At 70.6% G+C, this 19,461-nt stretch carries 18 protein-coding genes; 3 read left to right on the forward strand and 15 right to left on the reverse strand.

All coding sequences use genetic code 11. The annotated features are described in order from the left end of the window. Positions 1-72: 72 nt before the first annotated feature. From ACIP6W_RS11005 to ACIP6W_RS11025, 5 genes are all read right to left on the reverse strand, one after another. Complete coding sequence (locus ACIP6W_RS11005) at positions 73-993, reverse strand: ABC transporter substrate-binding protein (protein WP_209683050.1); 921 nt, start codon at positions 991-993, stop codon at positions 73-75. After that, entirely contained in the window at positions 990-1,718 is a 729-nt protein-coding gene (locus tag ACIP6W_RS11010; protein WP_209683052.1) for an ABC transporter permease, read from the reverse strand. Before ACIP6W_RS11010 ends, ACIP6W_RS11005 begins: the two co-directional genes overlap by 4 nt. After that, entirely contained in the window at positions 1,715-2,431 is a 717-nt protein-coding gene (locus ACIP6W_RS11015) for an ABC transporter permease (RefSeq protein WP_066653814.1), read from the reverse strand. The genes ACIP6W_RS11010 and ACIP6W_RS11015 overlap by 4 nt, the downstream gene beginning before the upstream one ends. Further along, positions 2,428-3,342 (reverse strand): ABC transporter ATP-binding protein, encoded by a 915-nt coding sequence (locus ACIP6W_RS11020; RefSeq protein ID WP_066653812.1) that lies wholly within the window; start codon positions 3,340-3,342, stop codon positions 2,428-2,430. Before ACIP6W_RS11020 ends, ACIP6W_RS11015 begins: the two co-directional genes overlap by 4 nt. A 191-nt stretch (positions 3,343-3,533) precedes the next feature. Then, positions 3,534-4,181, reverse strand: coding sequence for a TetR/AcrR family transcriptional regulator (locus tag ACIP6W_RS11025; RefSeq protein ID WP_066653809.1), 648 nt, complete (start codon positions 4,179-4,181; stop codon positions 3,534-3,536). Positions 4,182-4,333: 152 nt separating this feature from the next. On the opposite strand from ACIP6W_RS11025, the gene ACIP6W_RS11030 reads away from it, so the two are divergent. Both ACIP6W_RS11030 and ACIP6W_RS11035 read left to right on the forward strand, forming a co-directional pair. Continuing rightward, entirely contained in the window at positions 4,334-5,398 is a 1,065-nt protein-coding gene (locus tag ACIP6W_RS11030) for an App1 family protein (RefSeq protein WP_066653808.1), read from the forward strand. 88 nt (positions 5,399-5,486) lie between these two features. Then, positions 5,487-7,373 (forward strand): glycoside hydrolase family 15 protein, encoded by a 1,887-nt coding sequence (locus ACIP6W_RS11035; protein ID WP_209683055.1) that lies wholly within the window; start codon positions 5,487-5,489, stop codon positions 7,371-7,373. 248 nt (positions 7,374-7,621) lie between these two features. On the opposite strand, the gene ACIP6W_RS11040 is transcribed toward ACIP6W_RS11035, so the two are convergent. The 6 genes from ACIP6W_RS11040 to ACIP6W_RS11065 all read right to left on the reverse strand — a co-directional run bounded on the left by ACIP6W_RS11040 (position 7,622) and on the right by ACIP6W_RS11065 (position 14,550). Beyond that, positions 7,622-8,995, reverse strand: a complete 1,374-nt coding sequence (locus ACIP6W_RS11040) for a glucose-6-phosphate dehydrogenase (protein WP_400429445.1) — start codon at positions 8,993-8,995, stop codon at positions 7,622-7,624. 188 nt (positions 8,996-9,183) lie between these two features. Next, positions 9,184-9,600: a cytochrome c oxidase subunit 4 gene (locus ACIP6W_RS11045; RefSeq protein WP_066653799.1), complete on the reverse strand. Its 417-nt coding sequence runs from the start codon at positions 9,598-9,600 to the stop codon at positions 9,184-9,186. 4 nt (positions 9,601-9,604) lie between these two features. Then, positions 9,605-11,341, reverse strand: coding sequence for a cytochrome c oxidase subunit I (gene ctaD / locus ACIP6W_RS11050; protein WP_066653797.1), 1,737 nt, complete (start codon positions 11,339-11,341; stop codon positions 9,605-9,607). Between the two features lie 11 nt (positions 11,342-11,352). Then, entirely contained in the window at positions 11,353-12,255 is a 903-nt protein-coding gene (gene coxB, locus ACIP6W_RS11055) for a cytochrome c oxidase subunit II (RefSeq protein WP_066653795.1), read from the reverse strand. Between the two features lie 291 nt (positions 12,256-12,546). Further along, entirely contained in the window at positions 12,547-12,921 is a 375-nt protein-coding gene (locus ACIP6W_RS11060; protein ID WP_066653793.1) for an iron-sulfur cluster assembly accessory protein, read from the reverse strand. Between the two features lie 183 nt (positions 12,922-13,104). Continuing rightward, complete coding sequence (locus tag ACIP6W_RS11065) at positions 13,105-14,550, reverse strand: dipeptidase (RefSeq protein WP_400429448.1); 1,446 nt, start codon at positions 14,548-14,550, stop codon at positions 13,105-13,107. Positions 14,551-14,601: 51 nt separating this feature from the next. Here ACIP6W_RS11065 and ACIP6W_RS11070 point away from each other — a divergent pair, with 51 nt between their 5' ends. Beyond that, positions 14,602-15,177 (forward strand): DUF3043 domain-containing protein, encoded by a 576-nt coding sequence (locus ACIP6W_RS11070; RefSeq protein WP_066653782.1) that lies wholly within the window; start codon positions 14,602-14,604, stop codon positions 15,175-15,177. A gap of 506 nt (positions 15,178-15,683) precedes the next feature. Here ACIP6W_RS11070 and ACIP6W_RS11075 read toward each other — a convergent pair. From ACIP6W_RS11075 to ACIP6W_RS11090, 4 genes are all read right to left on the reverse strand, one after another. Next, a complete protein-coding gene (locus tag ACIP6W_RS11075; protein WP_066658063.1) occupies positions 15,684-16,691 on the reverse strand; it encodes a quinone-dependent dihydroorotate dehydrogenase in 1,008 nt (335 codons plus the stop codon). A gap of 65 nt (positions 16,692-16,756) precedes the next feature. Beyond that, positions 16,757-17,254, reverse strand: coding sequence for a transcriptional regulator NrdR (gene nrdR, locus ACIP6W_RS11080; RefSeq protein ID WP_066653777.1), 498 nt, complete (start codon positions 17,252-17,254; stop codon positions 16,757-16,759). A 72-nt stretch (positions 17,255-17,326) separates the two neighbouring features. Continuing rightward, entirely contained in the window at positions 17,327-18,637 is a 1,311-nt protein-coding gene (gene hisD / locus ACIP6W_RS11085; protein WP_209683068.1) for a histidinol dehydrogenase, read from the reverse strand. Continuing rightward, on the reverse strand, positions 18,637-19,461 hold the full coding sequence (locus ACIP6W_RS11090; RefSeq protein WP_251160121.1) for a hypothetical protein: 825 nt from the start codon (positions 19,459-19,461) through the stop codon (positions 18,637-18,639). The genes hisD and ACIP6W_RS11090 overlap by 1 nt, the downstream gene beginning before the upstream one ends.

A 19,461-nucleotide genomic window follows, 5' to 3' on the forward strand; every position in this document is an offset into this window, starting at 1 on the left:
GAACGACGACAGGTGCCGGGCCGAAGCCCGACACCTGTCGTTCAGTGCTGATCGGCGCCGAGCGCCGACCGACTAGAGCAGACCCTCGTCCTGGAGGAACTGCTTCGCGATCTGCGAAGCCTTCTCCTTGTCCGTGACGCTCTTCTCGTTGAGCTCGATGAGCTTGTCGGTGGTGAGCTTCTCGTTCACCTCGTCGATGGCGTCCGCAGCCTTCTCGTCGACCTTGTCGGAGACCACCGGGATGACGTTCTGCGGCAGGATCAGGTTCTCCGGGTCCTTGAGCGAGACGAAGTCGTTCGCCTTGATGCTCGGGTCCGCGCTGTAGATGTCGGCGAGCTGGACGGTGCCGTCCTTGAGCGCCTTCACCGTCAGGGCGCCGCCGGAGTCCTCGACCGCCTTGAAGTCGACGTCCACGCCGTAGACCGACTTCAGGCCCTCGGGGCCGTACGGGCGGGTCTGGAACTCGGAGTTCGCGCCGACGGTCAGCTTCTCCTTGACGTCCTTCAGGTCGGCCAGGCTCGTGACGTCGTTCTCCTCGGAGAACTGCTTCGTCACGGTGTAGCTGTCCTGGTCGGTGGCGTCGGCCTCGTCGAGGACCCGCAGACCCTTCGGCAGGGCCTTCTCGAGCGCCTCGTCGATCTGGTCCGCGCTCTTGGCCGTCGACTCCTTGTCGAAGTACTGCAGCAGGTTGCCGCTGTACTCGGGCATGACGTCGATCGCGCCCTTCTCGAGCTGCGGGATGTAGACCTCGCGCTGCCCGATGTTGAAGTTGCGCTCGACGGTGAAGCCGTCCTTCTCGAGCACCTGCGCGTAGAGCTCGGCGATGATCTCGTTCGAGTAGTACTGCTGCGAGCCGATGACGATCGTCTTCGAGTCGGACGACGCGCTGGAGCCGCTGCTGAGCGGGTCACCAGAGGAGCAGCCGGTCAGGGCTGCGGCGACGCCGAGTGCCGTTGCGGCGGCGAGGGCGACGCGGATCCGTGCTGTGATCACGATGGGTTTCCTTCCGGGATGGGATTGCGGGCTCGCTCGCGCGATCCCTGGCGCTGCCGCGCGGACGGGTCGAGGGTGCCCTTCGGCACCGACGCCCGCTGCAGCGCGGCGAACACGATCTCGAACGCGATCGCGAGCGCGATCACGAGGACGGACGCGCCGAGCATCTCGGCGTAGTCCTGGGTCTTGAGGCCGAGGAAGAAGTAACCGCCCAGTCCCCCGGCGCCGACGTAGGCAGCCAGGGTGGCGGTGGCGACGACCTGGAGCACGGCCGAACGGACGCCGCCGATCAGCAGCGGCAGCCCGAGCGGGATCTCGACCTTCCAGAGCACCTGCCACCCGGTCATGCCCTGGGCCTTCGCCGCGTCGATCGTGACCGGGTCGACGGACTCGATCCCCGCGTAGGCACCGGCGAGCACCGACGGGACGGCCAGGACCACGAGCGCCAGCAGCGGTGCCTCGAGACCGATGCCGAGCAGCAGGCCGAAGAGCGACAGCACGCCGAGCGTCGGCAGGGCCCTGATGCCGCCGGACAGCGCGATGGAGAACCCGCGTGCCCGGCCCGTGTGCCCGATCGCGTACCCGATCGGGACCGCGATCACGGCCGCGATCACCACGGCGAGCAGGGTGATCCAGACGTGCTCCCACAGCCGCTCGGGGATCGCGTTGACGCCGGTGTAGTTGGCCGGGTCGAACACCCAGCCGAACGCCTGTCCGATGATCACGAGGCGACCTCCGCTCGCTGCAGGACCCGACGCGCGGCGCGACGGCTCCGCGGCGCCCGCCGTGTCCACGGCATGACGAGCCGTCCGAGCAGCACGAGCAGGCCGTCGAGGGCGAAGGCGAGCACGAGCACCATGACGATGCCCGAGAGGATCTCCTCGTAGATGCCGCGCGCGAGTCCGTCGGTGAACAGCGAACCGAGGCTCTGGATGCCGAGCACCGCACCGACGGTCGTCAGCGAGATCGTCGACACCGCGATCACCCGCAGGCCGGCGAGCAGCACGGGACCGGCGAGCGGGAGCTCGACGCGGAAGAAGCGCTGTACGCCCGAGTACCCCATGGCGGTCGAGGCTGCCTTCGTGCCGGCGTCGACCGAGGAGAGGCCGTCCACCGTCGACCGGACCATGAGCGCGAGACCGTAGATCGTCAGGCTGATGATCACGTTGACCGGGCTCTGCAGGCTCGTCCCGATGATGCCGGGCAGGGCGACGAACAGCGCCAGCGACGGGATCGCGTAGAGGAGACCCGCGAAGGTCACGATGCCGCTGCCCAGACCGGCGGCGAAGCGGGATCCGCCCGTGCGCTGCAGTCGGACCACCACCCAGCCGATCGGGATGGAGAGCAGGAAGCTGATGATGATCGGTGGGATCGCGATCGCGAGGTGCGCGATCGTGGCGTCACTGATCGTGTCGAGGTTCGACAGGATCCAGTTCACCGCGGTCCCCCACCCTGCGCCGGAGCACCCGGGGCGGTGTCACGCGCCCCGGCCTCTGCTGCCTGTGGCACCGCGGCTGCGGCGTCGACCACCTGGACCGGACCGGTGAGCACTCCGGCTGCCCGGCCGTCGCCGTCGACGACGATCGGGCCGGTCGGCGTCTGCTCGACGCGCAGGGCACGCCGACCGCGGCCGGCACCGATGAAGTTCGCGACGAAGTCGTCCGCCGGTTCGGCGAGGATCTCGGCGGGGGTCCCGAGCTGCGCGATCTCGCCGCCCTTCTTGAGGATGACGACCTGGTCGCCGAGCTTGAACGCCTCGTCGATGTCGTGGGTCACGAAGACGACGGTCTTGCCGAGCTCGCGCTGCAACCGGATCAGCTCGTCCTGCAGGTCGTTGCGGACGAGCGGGTCGACGGCGCCGAACGGCTCGTCCATGAGCAGGACGTTCGGGTCGACGGCGAGGCCGCGGGCCACGCCGACGCGCTGCTGCTGTCCGCCGGAGAGCTGCGAGGGGTACCGGTCCGCGAACGCCCGGTCGAGACCGACGGTGTCCATCAGTTCGAGCGCCCGGGCACGGGCCTCGCCCTTCGGGACACCCGTCAGGAGCGGCACGGTCGCGATGTTGTCGGCGACCTTGCGGTGCGGCAGCAGGCCGGCGTTCTGCATGACGTAGCCGATGCGGCGACGGAGCTGTACGGGGTCGACCCCGGCGACGTCCTCACCGTCGATCTCGACGGTCCCCGACGACGGGTCGACCATCCGGTTGATCATGCGGAGCAGGGTGGTCTTGCCGCAGCCGCTGGAGCCGACGAAGACCGTGGTGGTCCGCGACGGGATGACGAGGCTGAAGTCGTCGACCGCGTTGGTGCCGTCCGGGTACGTCTTGCGCACCGAGCGGAACTCGATCATGTGGGTGCCCTTCTGTTCGGAGGTAGCCCGACTCCGCACGAGCGTACCCGCGCATCGAGGACAGCGTTCCACCGTGACCGGTCATGACGGCTCGCGGACAACGACGCCCGCACTCCCTGTTCGGGAGCACGGGCGTCGGTGGATGGTCCGGTGCGTCGGTCGGGCGCGTCGCGCGTCCGGCCGATCGCGGTTCAGGCGGCTGCAGCGACCGCCTCGAGGTGCGCCCGGCTCATCGTGCGGTACTCCTCGATGAGCGCGGTGTCGGGAGCGGTCCGGTCGCGGAGCGCCCGGGCGATCACGGCGTGCGCGGACTCGGCCAGGACGACCCAGGCGCGCTCCGCACGCTCGCCCAGCGGGTAGCCGAAGCGGTCGTGCAGGACCTGCGCGACGGCTGCCCCCAGCGCAGCCATGCGGTCCTCCGCGTCACCGGTGCCGGTGTCCGCGGGGTCACCGAAGCGGATCGCGCGGAAGCCCGGCTCCGCGCGGTACATCTCGACGGTCGCGTCGATGAGCGCGTCGTGCGCGTCCTGCCAGGTCGTGGCGTCGCTCTCGTCGAGGGCGGTGAGGAAGCGCTCGGCGAGCCGCTGGGTGCTCCGGATCGCCAGCGCCTCGACCACGGCGATGCGGTCCGGGAAGTACCGGTAGACCGTGCCGATCGACGCCCCCGCGCGCTCGGCCACCATCGCGGTGGTCAGTCGCTCGAACCCGATCTCGTCGATCACGGCAGCCGCGGCGTCGAGGAGTCCCGCGAGGCGCGCCGAACTGCGGGCTTGGACCGGCTCGTTCCTGAGCAGTGATGATCCCCCCGGCAGTGCGTTCGATACCTCGGTGACGAGCACGTGTTCTCCTCTTGCGCTCCCGGCGGAGCGCGGTCATGTGGGATGTGACGGGAAGGACTCTCGCACAGACCGGCTGGATCATCGCTGCGACTCACCCCGTCGTGGTCGTCCACCGCCCGCCGTCGGGGTCCCGCGCGTGGGAGGATGGGGCCATGCCCGACCCGACGCCCCACGAGCCGTCGTTGGCCGAACCGATCCTCCACCGGGCCGCTCGGATCGAGGACGCCGTCCAGGAGTTCCGCGAGCACCGGGCCCGGCGTCGCGGGCTCGTGCCGACCGTGATCCCCTACACGGGCTACGGCGCACCGGGCTGGATCCGCGTGCTCTGCCGTGTCCTGCTGACGCGACGCGGCCTGGCGTCCGACGCCTCCTACTACGGCGTGCGCGGCTGGCGGAGCTTCACGAGTGTCGCCGTCGACGACGCCGAGGTCACCGTGACGGCCGGTGGCACGACCCACGTGGTGCAGTCCGACCGTGGCGGCGTGGTCGACGTGAAGGTCCCGATCGACCTCGAACCCGGATGGCAGACGGTGCGCCTTTCGGCCGGTGGGATGCGCGACGTCGAGGCCGACGTCTTCATCGTGGACCCGGACACGCGCTTCGGTCTGCTGTCCGACATCGACGACACGGTGATGGTGACGTCGCTCCCCCGCCCGATGCTCGCGGCGTGGAACTCCTTCGTCCTGACCGAGCACGCCCGTCGCCCGGTCCCGGGCATGTCCGTGCTGTACGAACGCGTGCTCGCGCAGCACCCCGGCGCTCCGACCGTGTACCTCTCGACCGGGGCGTGGAACGTGGCGCCGACGCTGCAACGCTTCCTGACCCGGAACATGTACCCGACCGGCACGCTCCTGCTGACGGACTGGGGGCCGACCCACGACCGCTTCTTCCGGAGCGGCCAGTTGCACAAGCAGCAGAACCTGCGGCGACTCGCGAGCGACTTCCCGGACGTGCAGTGGCTCCTGGTCGGCGACGACGGGCAGCACGACGAGACGCTCTACGGCGAGTTCGCCCGGGAGCACCCCGAGAACGTCGCCGGTGTCGCCGTCCGGCAGCTGTCCACGAGCGAGGCGGTCCTGGCCGGTGGTCGGTCGCGCGCGCAGGAACGGACGCGCGCCGGGTCCGCACCGTGGGTGTACGCCCCGGACGGTGCCGGCATGTGGTCGGAGCTCGCTCGCGTGGGCCTCGTCGACGCCGACCCGTCAGCCCCGCTCTGATCCCTGCACCGGCAGCTCCGACGGCTCCGCTGTGCACACCTTCAGCGCTGCCGGGCCGCACGGCGGCGGCCGGTGCCAGGATCGAGCCATGAGCACCGTCACCCCGCCGAACCGCATCGAGGACCACGCCCTCATCGGGGACACCCACACGGCCGCACTCGTCGGCCGCGACGGGACGATCGACTGGGCGTGCCTGCCGCGCTTCGACAGCCCGTCGACCTTCGCCTCACTGCTCGGGACCGAGGACCACGGGCACTGGTCGCTCCGCCCGACGGACCCGGACGCCACGAGCACCCGGCACCACCACCCGGACACGCTCGTGCTCTCCACCGTGTGGACGACGTCGACCGGCGTCGTCGAGGTCACCGACCTCATGCCGATCGGCGCCCACCGCGCGGCGATCATCCGACGGGTCCGCGGCCTGCAGGGCTCGGTCGAGGTCGAGCAGACGCTCCGCATCCGGTTCGACTACGCCCGAGCGCTCCCCTGGGTCCGGCAGATCGGCGGTGACGAGGACCCGGCGCTCCTCGCGACCGCCGGCCCGGGCTCGGTGGTGGTCCGTGGCGTGCGCTTCCGGGCCGACGACCACCGGCACACGCACACCGTCACGGTGCACGACGGCGACGTCGTCGACACCGTGCTCACCTGGTACCCGTCGCACCGCGAGCCACCGGAGCCGCTCGACGTCGACGCCGCACTGCAGGCGACGGAGCGCTGGTGGCGCGACTGGATGGCGACCGCGCACACCGAGGGCCCCTACGCCGAGGCGAGCCGACGGTCCCTGCTGCTGCTCCGTGCGATGACCCACGGCCAGACCGGCGGCGTCGTGGCGGCCGCGACCACGAGCCTCCCGGAGGACCCGGGTGGCGAACGCAACTGGGACTACCGGTACGTCTGGCTCCGCGACGCGTCCCTGGCGCTCGCGTCGCTCATCGCCCACGGTTACCGGGACGAGGCGATGCACTGGCGCGGGTGGCTGCTCCGTGCGATCGCAGGTGACCCTGCCGACGTGCAGATCATGTACGGCATCGCCGGCGAACGCGAACTGCCCGAGCGCACGCTCGACGAGCTCCCCGGCTACCTCGACTCGACGCCGGTCCGGCTCGGCAACGGCGCGTCGACCCAGTACCAGGGGGACGTCTTCGGCGAGGTGCTGGCCGCCCTGCACGACGCGCGCGAGCTCGGTGTCGAGGAGAACGCGGACTCGTGGGCCCTGCAGCGTGCCCTGCTCGGCTACGTCGAGGAGCACTGGCAGCACCCGGACAACGGCATCTGGGAGATGCGCGGACCGCGGCGGCACTTCACGCACTCCCGGGCGATGATCTGGGCCGCCTTCGACCGCGGGGTGGCGGCCGTCGAGGAGTTCGGCCTCGAGGGCCCCGTCGACCGGTGGCGCAGCCTGCGCGACGAGGTCCGCGCGGAGATCGAGGAGCACGGCTGGAACGCCGAACGCGGCAGCTACCGGCAGCACTACGACACCGACGAGGTCGACGCGAGTCTGCTCGTCCTGCCGCAGATCGGGTACCTGCACGCCGACGACCCGCGCATGACGGGGACGGTCGCGGCGATCGAGCAGGACCTCCGCGTCGGCGAGCACGGCCTGGTCCTGCGGTACCGGACCACCGCGGGCTTCGACGGGCTGTCCGGCTCCGAGCACCCGTTCCTGGCGTGCTCGTTCTGGCTCGTCGAGCAGTACGCCGCCTCCGGGCGCATCGCCGACGCCGAGCGGCTGATGGACGTCCTGGTCGGTTACGCGAACGACGTCGGCATGCTCTCCGAGGAGATCGACGTGGCGACCGGTCACCACATCGGCAACACGCCGCAGGTGCTGTCGCACCTGACGCTCGTGTCCGCGGCCGACGCGATCGCCCGTGCACGCGGAACCACGTCGGGCCACCGGACGCGGCTCGCCGTGCACGACGGCGGGACGCGGTCGTCGACCGGCGGTGGGCGGCGGGCCGGCGCCCCGTCCTGACCGGCCGGCGGCGCGTCGCGCCGCGTCGTGCTGGGCGCACCTGGTCGTTCCGGGCGCACCTGGTCCATCCGGGCGTACCTGGTCCATCCAGGCGTACCTGGTCCTCCTGATCCGGCAGGTACGCCCGGTTCCGCACGGCACGTCACGCGTTCCGGGAAGGAACGGGCAGACGAACGGACGGGAGGCACGGTGCCAGCCGGCACCGCGCCTCCCGTCCGTCAGGTGGCTCCGTCAGGAGACGGCGTCGGTCAGGACGACGACTCCCAGTCCGCGGGACCGCGCGAGCCCGCACGGTACTCCTCGAGCGGCACGTCGCCCGACTTCCAGGCGTCCACGACCGGCTCGACGATCTCCCAGCACCGCTCCGCGACGTCGCCGCGGATCGAGAGCAGCGGGTCGTCGTGGAAGATGCCGTTGAGCACCTCGCCGTAGGGGGTGAGCTCGCCGTCGTCGAACGACGAGGACAGGGTGACCTGCCCCATCTCGAACGGGTTGCCGCCGCCGTTCGCCGACACGCTCAGCTCGATCTCGTCCGGGTTGAGGACGATGCGCAGCGTGTCCGCCTTCGGCCGACCGGACAGGCCGGAGGGCAGGCGCGTCACGGGCTTGAAGGTGATGAGGACCTCCTTGCGGCTGGCGCCGAGCGCCTTGCCGGAGCGGAGGGTGAAGGGGACGCCCTTCCAGCGCGCGGTGTCGACCTCGACCTGGATCTCGGCGAGGGTCTCGGTACCGCGCGACTTGTCCACGCCGTCCTCGTCCTGGTACGACGGCAGCTCCTTGCCGTCGATGGTGCCGGCCGTGTACACGGCGCGGCGCGAGGCGATCTTCGCGTCGTCGCCCTTGAGGCGGGTCGACCGGAGGACACGCGCGAGGGACGACCGGAACTCGACCGCGTCGATCGCGGACGGAGCGTCCATCGTCACCAGGCCGAGGATCTGCAGCAGGTGCGACTGGATCATGTCGACCAGGGCGCCGGCCTCGTCGTAGTACTGCGCCCGGTTCTCGAGCCCGAGGGTCTCGTCGTAGAAGACGTCGACCTTCTCGATGTTGTCCGCGTTCCAGATCGGCTCGAACAGGCGGTTCGCGAAGCGCAGACCGATGATGTTGAGGACCGTGGTGCGACCGAGGAAGTGGTCCGTGCGGTGCACGCGCTCCTCGGGGACGAGCTCGAGCACGGTCTTGTTGAGGGCCTCGGCGCTGGCGACGTCGGTGCCGAAGGGCTTCTCGAACGCGAGGGTCGTGCCCTCGGGGAGCTCGACGCCCTGCAGCGCCTCGCAGATGTCCGAGGCGATCTGCGGCGGGAGCGCGAAGTAGAGGATGGGCTCGGCCTCGGCCGCGTCGAGCAGCGCCTTGAGGTGCTCGGGGTCGGTCGGGTCGCCCTGGATGAAGGTCGTGGACTCGAGGGTCGCGTCGACCTCGGGACCCTTGACGTCCTGCGACGCGAAGGACTTCGTGACGACGTCCTTCCACTGCTCCGAGCTGCGGGCGCTGCGGCCCGTGCCGATCAGCTGGACGGGGACCGCTCGACCGCTCTGCAGGAACGTGCCGAGTCCCGGGAGCAGCAGGCGGGAGGCGAGGTCGCCCGTCGCGCCGAAGATGATGAGGGTGCGCTTGTCGGTCACCGGAGGTGAGTCCTTTCGCTGTGGTTGCGGGGTCCGCACGGGTCAAGCCGCGCGCGGGCCGGTTGATTCCCTGTGACTTCCGGGATACCCGCTCCGGGCCGAGAGCTCGGGCCGGGTGGGGTACGGGCCCCGGACGCACCACGGGCGGCACCGGATGTGGTGCCGCCCGAGGTGTCAGGTGGATCGGATCAGTGTCCGAAGTTGCCGCGGTAGTACTCGTAGACCCAGCCCACGAGGGTGACCGTCACGAGCGCGAGCCCGATCGGCACGATCCAGAGGCCGGCCGCGAGACCGAGGAAGCAGATCGCGGTCGAACCGGCGAGCAGGATCGGCCACCACGACCACGGGCTGAAGTGCCCGAGTTCGGCGTCGCCGTCCTCGATGTTCGCGTCGGGGCGGTCCTCGGGGAGGACACCGCCCTGCGAGGACATGACCTTCCCGAGGTAGAACGCGATGAACGCGGACATGATCCCGGTGAGGCCGATCGCCACGGTGCCGACCCACTCGGGCCGCCCGTAGTAGATGAGCGCCCAGATGGTGTACGCCGCGTCCGCGAGGACGAAGAAGACGAACAGGATCCAGAACAGGTTGGTGTTGGCGCGCATGGCGTTACTTCACCTCGCCCTTCGCGGCGTCGTAGGTCGGGGCGTCCGGAGCGTCCTTCGCCGGACCCACACCGATCGGCACACCGGCCTCCGGGTGGTTCAGGTCGAACGCCGGGGACTCGGAACGGATCCGCGGGATCGACGTGAAGTTGTGGCGCGGCGGCGGGCAGCTGGTCGCCCACTCGAGCGAGCGGCCGTAGCCCCACGGGTCGTTCACGGCCACCTTCGGGGCGTTCCGTGCGGTCACGTAGACGTTGAAGATGAACGGCAGGAACGAGATCGCGAGGATCATCGAGCCGATCGTCGACAGCTGGTTCATCCAGGTGAACCCGTCGTTCGGCAGGTAGGTCGCGTAACGACGCGGCATGCCGATGACGCCCAGCCAGTGCTGGATGAGGAACGTCGTGTGGAAGCCGATGAACAGCAGCCAGAAGTGGATCTTGCCGAGGCGCTCGTTGAGCATGCGACCCGTCCACTTCGGCCACCAGAAGTAGAAGCCGGAGAACATCGCGAACACGACGGTACCGAAGACCACGTAGTGGAAGTGCGCGACGACGAAGTACGAGTCGGACACGTGGAAGTCGAGCGGCGGCGACGCCAGGATCACACCGGTGAGACCACCGAACGTGAAGGTGATGAGGAAGCCGACGGCCCACAGCAGGGGGGTCTCGAACGTGACCGAACCGCGCCACATCGTGCCGACCCAGTTGAAGATCTTCACGCCGGTCGGGACCGCGATGAGCATCGTCATGAGCGAGAACCACGGGAGCAGGACGCCACCGGTGACGTACATGTGGTGCGCCCACACCGTGACCGAGAGGGCCGCGATGGAGATGGTCGCGTACACGAGGGTCTTGTAGCCGAAGATCGGCTTGCGGCTGAAGACCGGGAAGACCTCGGAGACGATGCCGAAGAACGGCAGCGCGATGATGTACACCTCGGGGTGGCCGAAGAACCAGAAGAGGTGCTGCCAGAGCAGGGCACCGCCGTTGGCCGGGTTGTAGATCTGCGCGTCGAACACGCGGTCGAGACCGAGGCCGAACAGCGCGGCGGCGAGCACCGGGAAGGCCATCAGCACGAGCAGCGAGGTCACGAGGGTGTTCCACGTGAAGATCGACATGCGGAACATCGTCATGCCCGGGGCGCGCATCGTGATGATCGTCGTGATGAAGTTCACCGCGCCGAGGATCGTCGAGAAGCCGGTCATGCCGAGGCCGAAGACCCAGAGCGTCCCACCGAGACCCGGTGTGAACGTCGTGTCACTCAGTGGCGCGTAGGCGAACCAGCCGAAGGACGCGGCACCCTGCGGGGTGAGGAAGCCGCCGACCGCGATGAGCGAGCCGAAGAGGTAGAGCCAGAAGGCGAACCCGTTCAGACGCGGGAACGCGACGTCCGGCGCACCGATCTGCAGCGGCATGATCGCGTTCGCGAAGCCCGAGAAGAGCGGCGTCGCGAACATCAGCAGCATGATCGTGCCGTGCATCGTGAAGAGCTGGTTGTACTGCTCCTTCGTCTCGACCACGTGCAGGCCGGGCTCGAAGAGCTGCGCACGGATCACGAGCGCCATGACGCCCGCGAGCAGGAAGAAGACGAACGAGGCGATCAGGTACATGTACCCGATGGTCTTGTGGTCGGTGGAGGTGATCCACCGGACGATGATGTTGCCCTTCCGACCGACCTTGGACGCCTGGAAGTCCGGCGTCGTCGGCGCTGTCGGCTGGCCGACGAGTGACGTTGTCATCTGACGGACCCCTACTTGTTCTCGCTCGACGCCTCGACCGGCGCCTGGTTGTTCGGTTCGTTCGTGTTGGTGTCGTACTCGTTGCCGAGCAGACCGACCTTGCCCTGCTCGCGCAGCGTGTCGAGGTACTGCTGGTACTCGGAGTCGGAGACGACCTTCACCTGGAAGAGCATCAGGGAGTGGTACTCACCGCAGAGCTCGGCGCACTTGCCCTGGTACGTGCCTTCCTTCTGCGGGATGAAGTACTCGTAGTTGGTCTTGCCCGGGAGCATGTCCTTCTTGTACAGGAAGTCGATGACCCAGAAGGAGTGGTCGACGTCGCGCGAGGAGAGCTCGATCTCGACCTTCTTGCCGACCGGCAGGTACAGCGTCGGGAGCTGCGACTCGTCGATCGCGCCGTCGCCGTTCTCCTCTTCCTGGGCCTGGATGCCCTGGTAGTAGACGCTGTCCTTCGGGTTGTCCTTGTCGATGTAGTTGAAGTCCCAGGCCCAGCGCTTGCCGTACACGTGGATCGTGGCGTCCGGGTCGTCGAAGGGCTTCTCGATCGCGGACTGGTCCTTCGCGGTGAACGCGAAGAAGCCGAGCACGAGGATGAGCGGCACGATCGTGTAGAAGATCTCGAGCGGCATGTTGTACCGCATCTGCACCGGCAGGCCGGTCTGGCCCTTGCGACGACGGTAGACGATCGCCGCCCAGATGATCAGGCCCCACACGATGAGACCCACCGCGAGCAGGACGATCCAGCTGGTGGTCCACAGGCCGACGATGCGGCTCGTGTGATTCGTGACGTCCTTCGTCTCCTCCGTGCCGGGGAGCCATCCGTTCATCTGCTGCTGCGTGCAGCCAGCCAGTGCGATGACCAGACCGACGGCCACCGGGACGGCCGCCCAACGTATACGGCGATTCGAACGCACTGTTACCTCTCGGAAGACGTTGCTGAGGGACCGGCGGTGCGGCCGTGCCGAGCACGGAGGCCGCTCATTGCTGGTTCCCAGCTTGGTTGGAACACTCCTAGCTTACTCGCAGCCGGTGACGTCTCGCGCACACCGGGCGCGGTCCGGCGCGGCATCGTCGACCCCGGCGCACCGCTTTCCCCCGGTCGTGCGGGCTCGGGCAGCGCCGGGGACGACGAACGGGGAGCGACCAGATCGGTCACTCCCCGCTCGCGTGTCGGTTCGGTCGGCGGACAACCGCCCGCCGTGGCGTCAGTGGAAGCTGTCGCCGCACGCGCAGCTGCCCTGCGCGTTGGGGTTGTCGATGGTGAAGCCCTGCTTCTGGATGGTGTCCTCGAAGTCGATGGTGGCGCCGTCGAGGTACGGGACGCTCATCTTGTCGACGACGACCTCGACACCGCTGCCGAACTCGGTCGTGGCGTCCCCGTCGAGCAGGCGCTCGTCGAAGTACAGCTGGTAGATCAGGCCCGAGCAGCCACCGGGCTGGACCGCGAGGCGCAGGCGGAGGTCGTCGCGCCCCTCCTGCTCCAGCAGGCTCGCCACCTTCGCCGCCGCAGCGTCGCTGAGCGCGACCCCGTGGGCACGTGCGTCCGTCGCCGGTGCGTTGTCGGTGATGGTGTCGCTCATCCGCGCGTCTCCCTCCGGGCGGTGTCGGTCACCGCGCCTGAGGTCGATTGTAAGCACGCGAGCCGACAGGACGGGCCGTCCGTGCACAGGGCGGGACCGGACGACGGACGGGAGGCCCGTGGCGGCGTCGCCACGGGCCTCCCGTCCGGCGCTCCCCCGGTCCCCACCAGCGGTGGGGACGCGTCAGGCGCGCGTCGCCAGGCGCGCCAGCAGGATCGTCTCCGACGCGATCGCGCGGTGCAGGACCCCGAGGTGCTGCGACTCGTTCGGGCTGTGCGCCCGGGTGTCGGGGTCCTCGACACCCGTCACCAGGATCTGCGCCTCCGGGAACTCGGCGGCCAGGTCCGAGACGAACGGGATGGATCCGCCGATGCCCTGCTCGACGGCGGGCGCGCCCCAGCCCTCGTGCATGGCAGTGCGGGCCTCCTGCACCGCCCAGCCGGCGGTGTCCACGAGGAAGCCGTCGCCGGTGTCCACCTCGGTGACGTCGAGCTTCGCGCCGAACGGCACGTGGGCGCGGAGGTGGCGTTCGACGGCCGCGTACGCGTCGGTCGCCGACTGTCCGGGGGCCACGCGGACCGAGACGCGGGCGGCAACGGTCGGCAGCAGGGTGTTCGACGCGTTCGCCACGCTCGGCACGTCCATGCCCGTCACGGTGATCGACGGCTGGAACCACATCCGGGACAGCACCGGACCCGTCCCCACCGGTCGGACGCCCTCGAGCAGGGCCGCGTCGGTGGCGAGCTCGGCCTCGGAGCGCTCGGGCACGTCGGCGTCGTACGCCGTGAGCCCCTCGACGGCGACCGAGCCGTCGTCGTCGTGCAGCGAGGCGAGCAGCCGGACCATGGGGATCATCGCGTCCGGGGCCGCACCGCCGAACATGCCGCTGTGGCTCGCGTGCTCGAGGGTCGTCAGCGTCGCGCGGAACGTCACGTTGCCGCGGAGCGAGACGGTGATCGACGGGACGTCGACCGACCAGTTGTCGCTGTCGGCCACGACGATGACGTCGGCCGCCAGGTGCTCCTTCTGCTCGCGGAGGAAGGTGCGGAACGAGCGGGAGCCGAACTCCTCCTCGCCCTCGACGAAGAGCACGACACCGAGCTCGAGGTCGTCGCCGAACTGCGCGTGCAGCGCGCGGAGCGAGGCGACGTGGGTCATCACGCCGGCCTTGTCGTCCGAGGCGCCGCGACCGTACAGGCGGTCGCCGCGGAGGGTCGGCTCGAAGGGCGGGGTCTCCCACAGGGCGTCGTCGCCCTGTGGCTGGACGTCGTGGTGCGCGTAGAGCATGACGGTCGGCTTCCCGTTCCGCGCAGGACGCACCGCCAGGACGGCGGGCTGCCCGAGCTCGCGGCCGGCCTCCTCCGCGCCCGCGGTCTCCCCCTCGACCGCGGAACGGACGATGCGGACGGCGTCGTCGGCGAAGACCCCCGTCGACCGGGCCAGATCCGCGACCGCCTCGGCACTCGCCTGCACGTGCGCCGGGTCGAACGCCGACCAGGACACCGACGGCAACCGGACCAGCGCGGACAGGTCGGCGATCGTCGTCGGCAGGCCTCCCTGCACGTGTTCGCGGAGGGCGTCGAGGAGCGCGGGGTCGGTCGCGGGGCTGTGCTGGTCGGTGTCGGTCATGTCCCGTAATCTAGAGGAGATCCAGCACGCAACCGCAGTCAGGAACGCACCGTGGCGAAGGCAGCCCCCAAGACCAACACGACCGTCAACCCGTCGGAGGAAGAACTCCTCGAGTCCGGCAAGGGTCGTCCGACGCCGTCGCGTCGTGAGCGCGAGGCAGCCAACCGACGCCCGCTCGTCGGCAACAGCCCGCAGGACAAGAAGGCCGCTCGCGCGCGGCTCAACACGGAGCGCGAGAAGGCCCGTGTCGGCATGGCGAACGGCGAGGAACGCTACCTCCCGGTGAAGGACAAGGGCGAGCAGCGCAAGTTCGTCCGCGACTGGATCGACGCTCGCTGGAACGTGGGCGAGGTCATGATGCCCGTGCTCGTGCTGTTCCTCATCGTCGGGTTCGCCGCAGCGCAGACCGTCCTGGCGTCGTACTCGCTCCTGCTGGTGTGGGCGTTCGTCGCGCTGTTCGTCCTCGACTGCATCGTGCTGTGGCTCTCGCTGCGCAAGAAGATCACCGCGAAGTTCGGCGACATGCAGCGCGGGACGTTCTTCTACATCCTGACGCGGGCGTGGCAGCTCCGCTTCCTGCGCCTGCCGAAGCCGCAGGTGCGCCGCGGGGAGTACCCCTCGCTGTAGGCGCAGTGCCACGAGCGCCGTCCGGCCGAGCCGGGCGGCGCTTCGTCGTTCCGAGGCGTTCCGGGGTGTTCCGGGGTCGCGCGGTGCCTGACGGTGTTCGTCGACCGGGCCAGATCCGTCTCGGTCGGCGTCGCGCGCCGACGGATCACGCCCGAACGCCGAACGCGAGCGGCGTGTCCTGCTCGGTCGGCTCGGTGCCCTCCGGACGGCTGGCCTTCCGGTGCTCCGGGGTCCCGGTCCCGGGGTCGTGGTCCCGCGGTGCTCCGGTCGCTCCGACGCTCGGCGGTCCCGGTCCTGGTCCCGGTCCTGCGGTCTTCCAGTCGCAGGACATGCCGCACCGAGCGAACATGAGCGGCAGGTCGTGCGACGAGAGCGGCAGCGGGCGGCGGGTCCTGCGACGAGAGTGGGCGAACCGGCGAACCGGCGGACCGGCGAACAGCCCGACGGCAGTGGGCCGTGTGCGGAGCACGACACCACGGTCGGCGCAGAGCGAGTGCCGCCTGCCGCTACCGCGCTGCGCGCCGCAGCCGCCGACGCCGCAGCCGGTTGATGCGCATCGCCCAGGTCGGCCCCTCGTAGAGGAACGCCGTGTACCCCTGCACGAGCGTGGCGCCCGCGTCGATGCGGTCCTGCACGTCCTGCTCGCTCGTGACTCCCCCGACGGCGACGACGCAGAAGTCCTGCGGCACCGCGGCACGGACCCGACGCAGCACCTCGAGCGACCGAACGGCGATCGGGGCACCCGACAGGCCGCCGGCACCCATGGCCTCGACCTCGGCGTCCGGCGTGGTCAGCCCGGTGCGGGCGATCGTCGTGTTGTTGGCGATGATGCCGGCGAGTCCGAGGTCCACCGCGAGCCCGGCGATCGCATCGATCTGCTCGTCGGTCAGGTCCGGGGCGATCTTCACGAGCACCGGGGTCCGCCCCGCAGCGTCGCGGACGGCCGTCAGCAGGGGTCGGAGCTGGTCGGCCTCCTGCAGCCCGCGGAGACCGGGCGTGTTCGGCGAGCTGACGTTGACCGCGAGGTAGTCCGCGAACGGGGCGAGCAGGCGCGTCGACTCGAGGTAGTCGTCGACCGCGTCCTCGACCGCGACGACCCGGCTCTTGCCGATGTTGACTCCGATGACCGGGCGACCCGGGTGCCGTCGTGCCCGTTCGAGCCGCCGTGCAGCCCTGGCGGCACCGTGGTTGTTGAACCCCATCCGGTTGACGAGCGCCCTGTCGCGGATGAGCCGGAAGAGCCGGGGCTTGTCGTTGCCGGGCTGCGCCTTCGCGGTGATCGTGCCGACCTCGACGTGCCCGAACCCGAGCAGCCCGAGTCCGGCGATGCCCTTGGCGTCCTTGTCGAAGCCGGCCGCGAGACCGAAGCGCGAGGGGAAGTGGATCCCCATCGTCGTGATCCCGTCGGCAGCTGCTGGCCTGGCGTAGCGCTCCACCGTGCCGTTCAGGAACGGCACCCTCGGCAGCGCGCGGATCACGGCGAACGCGACGTGGTGTGCGCGCTCCGGGTCCATGTTGGCGAACACCGTCCGGAAGACGACCGCGTACCCGTTCCGGACGAGGCGCTCCGCGACCCCGCTCACGCGCTGCTGCCCGAGCCGGCACCGCCGGACGCTGCGGCCCCGGCTGCGTGGTGGTCACGGCGCAGCTGTGCGATCGCGTCCTCGAAGTCCTCGAGCGTGTCGAAGGCCTGGTAGACGCTCGCGAACCGCAGGAACGCCACCTCGTCGAGCTCGCGCAGCGGCGGCAGGATGGCGAGACCGATGTCGTTCGCGTCGATCTGGCTGGACCCCGACGAGCGCACGGTCTCCTCGACGCGTTGTGCGAGCACGGCCAGGTCCCCGTCGGTCACCGGGCGTCCCTGGCACGCCTTGCGCACGCCGGAGACGATCTTGTCGCGGCTGAACGGCTCGGTCACGCCGTTGCGCTTCACGACGTTCAACGACGCGGTCTCCGTCGTCGAGAACCGGCGCCCGCAGTTCGGGCACTGGCGTCGGCGACGGATCGAGGTGCCGTCGTCGCTCGTGCGGGAGTCGACGACGCGGGAGTCCGGGTGGCGGCAGAAGGGGCAGAACATGTCGTGTCCCAGGCTATCGGCTCGACGACGCCCACCGGGCGCGGTGACGACCCTGTGGACGATCGGTGGCGCTCAGGACCGCCCGGTGCGTTCCGTCACCGCGGCACCGTGACCGGGCAGCTGTTCCTCGGTCGCGAGTGCCACGATGTGCGGCGCGACCTCGGCCAGCGCGGCGGGCGTGTAGCGGATGACCTGCTGCGGTCGGAGGAACGTCGAGGCCGACAGTCCGGACCCGAACCGTGCCTGTCCGCCGGTCGGCAGCACGTGGTTCGACCCGGCGAGGTAGTCGCCGAGGCTCACCGGGGTGCTCGGCCCCACGAAGACGGCTCCGGCAGCGTCGATGTCCGCCAGCACGGCGTCGTCGTCCGCCGTCTGGATCTCCAGGTGCTCGGGCCCGTACGCGTTGCTGACGGTCGCCGCGTCGGCCAGCGAGTCGACGAGCACGATCGCGGACTGCGGGCCGTCGAGTGCGGTCTGGAGGCGCGCAGCCGTCCCCAGCGCCGCCACCCGTTCCGGGATCGCGGCCTCGACCGCGTCGGCGAACGCGGCCGAGGTGGTCACCAGGACGCTGCCGGCCTGCTCGTCGTGCTCGGCCTGGCTCACCAGGTCGGCGGCGACGTAGCCGGGGTCCGCGGTGTCGTCGGCGATGACGAGGATCTCGGTCGCGCCGGCCTCGGAGTCGATGCCCACGACCCCGCGCACCAGGCGCTTGGCCGCTGCGACGAAGTTGTTGCCCGGACCGGTGACCAGGTCGACCGGCTCGAGGCCGATCTCGGCGACGCCGTACGCCAGCGCACCGACCGCACCGGCCCCGCCCATCGCGTAGACCTCGTCGATGCCGAGCAGTCCGGCCGCGGCGAGGATCGTCGGGTGCACGCGCCCGCCGTGGTCGCGCTGCGGCGGCGAGACGAGGGCGATCGACCCGACGCCCGCGACCTGCGCGGGGACCACGTTCATCACGACGCTCGAGGGGTAGACGGCCTTGCCGCCCGGCACGTAGAGCCCGACGCGACGCATCGGCTGCCAGCGCTGGTGGACCTCGGCGCCGTCGGCCAGGCACGTGACCGACGCAGCCGGGACCTGGGCAGCGCTCGCAGCACGGACGCGGCGGATGGCCTCGTCCAGGGCCTCGCGCAGCTCCGGCGTCAGGCCGGCGACGGCCGCGGCGATCTCGGCGGCGGGGACCCGGACGTGCTCGGGGGCGCCTCCGTCGAACCGCTCCGCCTGCTCGCGGAGCGCGGCTGCCCCGTCTTGCCGGACCGCGTCCACGAGGTCGCGGGCGGCGTCGACGGCGTGCGAGACGTCACCGACGGCGCGGGGCATCAGGCGGAGGAGGTCGGCACGGGCGGGCAGTCCGCCGCGGAGGTCGATTCGCTGCATCATCAGGCGTCAAGCGTACCGGCGGCACCCGACAGGATCGCCGTCGCGAGGGGGCGGTGCCGCTCGGCGTGGTCGTCGTCCCACACCCCGAGCACGTGCAGGACGAGGACGCGGAACGCCAGCGCCCGGACGAGCAGCTGTGGCCAGTCGGACACCCCGGCGAGCTGCCCGAGCGCCGGCAGCCGCTCGACGGGGACCCCGTTCCAGCAGACCGCGTCGACGACGGCGATCGCAGAGGCGTACCCGGCCGGGCGCCACGAGGGTGCCCAGTCGAAGACGGTCGGTGGCTCCCCGGCGGCGAAGAGCACGTTGCCGAGCAGGTCGCGGTGCACGACCTGCGACGGCGCTCGGACCGGCCGGAACGCCGCAGCGAGCCGGTCGAGCAGCGGCCCTGACGGCCGCAGCGTCCCGGCCCAGACCATCCGGTCCGCCCGACTCCACGGGTCGTCGACGAGGTCGAGGAACGCCGGGCGGGGCAGGTGGGCGACCGCTCGGTGGAAGGCATCGCCGGCGGCGAGGACCTCGTCGACGCGGCTCGGGTCGGTCGCGCCCGGCAGCCACTCCCATGCCTCCCACCCGCCGACGAGCCAGGACCCGTCGGCCGACGCCACGGGACGCGGCGCGCGGAAGCGGTCGGAGTGCGCGAGGCGGGCCAGCGTGGCGGACCGCCACCGAGCCTCCCGGGCGTCCCCGTGCGGCCGCAGGACGATCCCGCCCGCGCGCCACGTCGTGCCCTGCCCGCCGGGCAGCAGCAGCGGGCGCCGCTCCCCCGCTCCGAACGCCCGGAGCACCACGGCCGACGGCCGCGGTGCTCCGGGAACGATCAC

Origin of the sequence: Curtobacterium sp. NPDC088465, assembly GCF_044753165.1 — a bacterium.
Lineage (GTDB): Bacteria > Actinomycetota > Actinomycetes > Actinomycetales > Microbacteriaceae > Curtobacterium.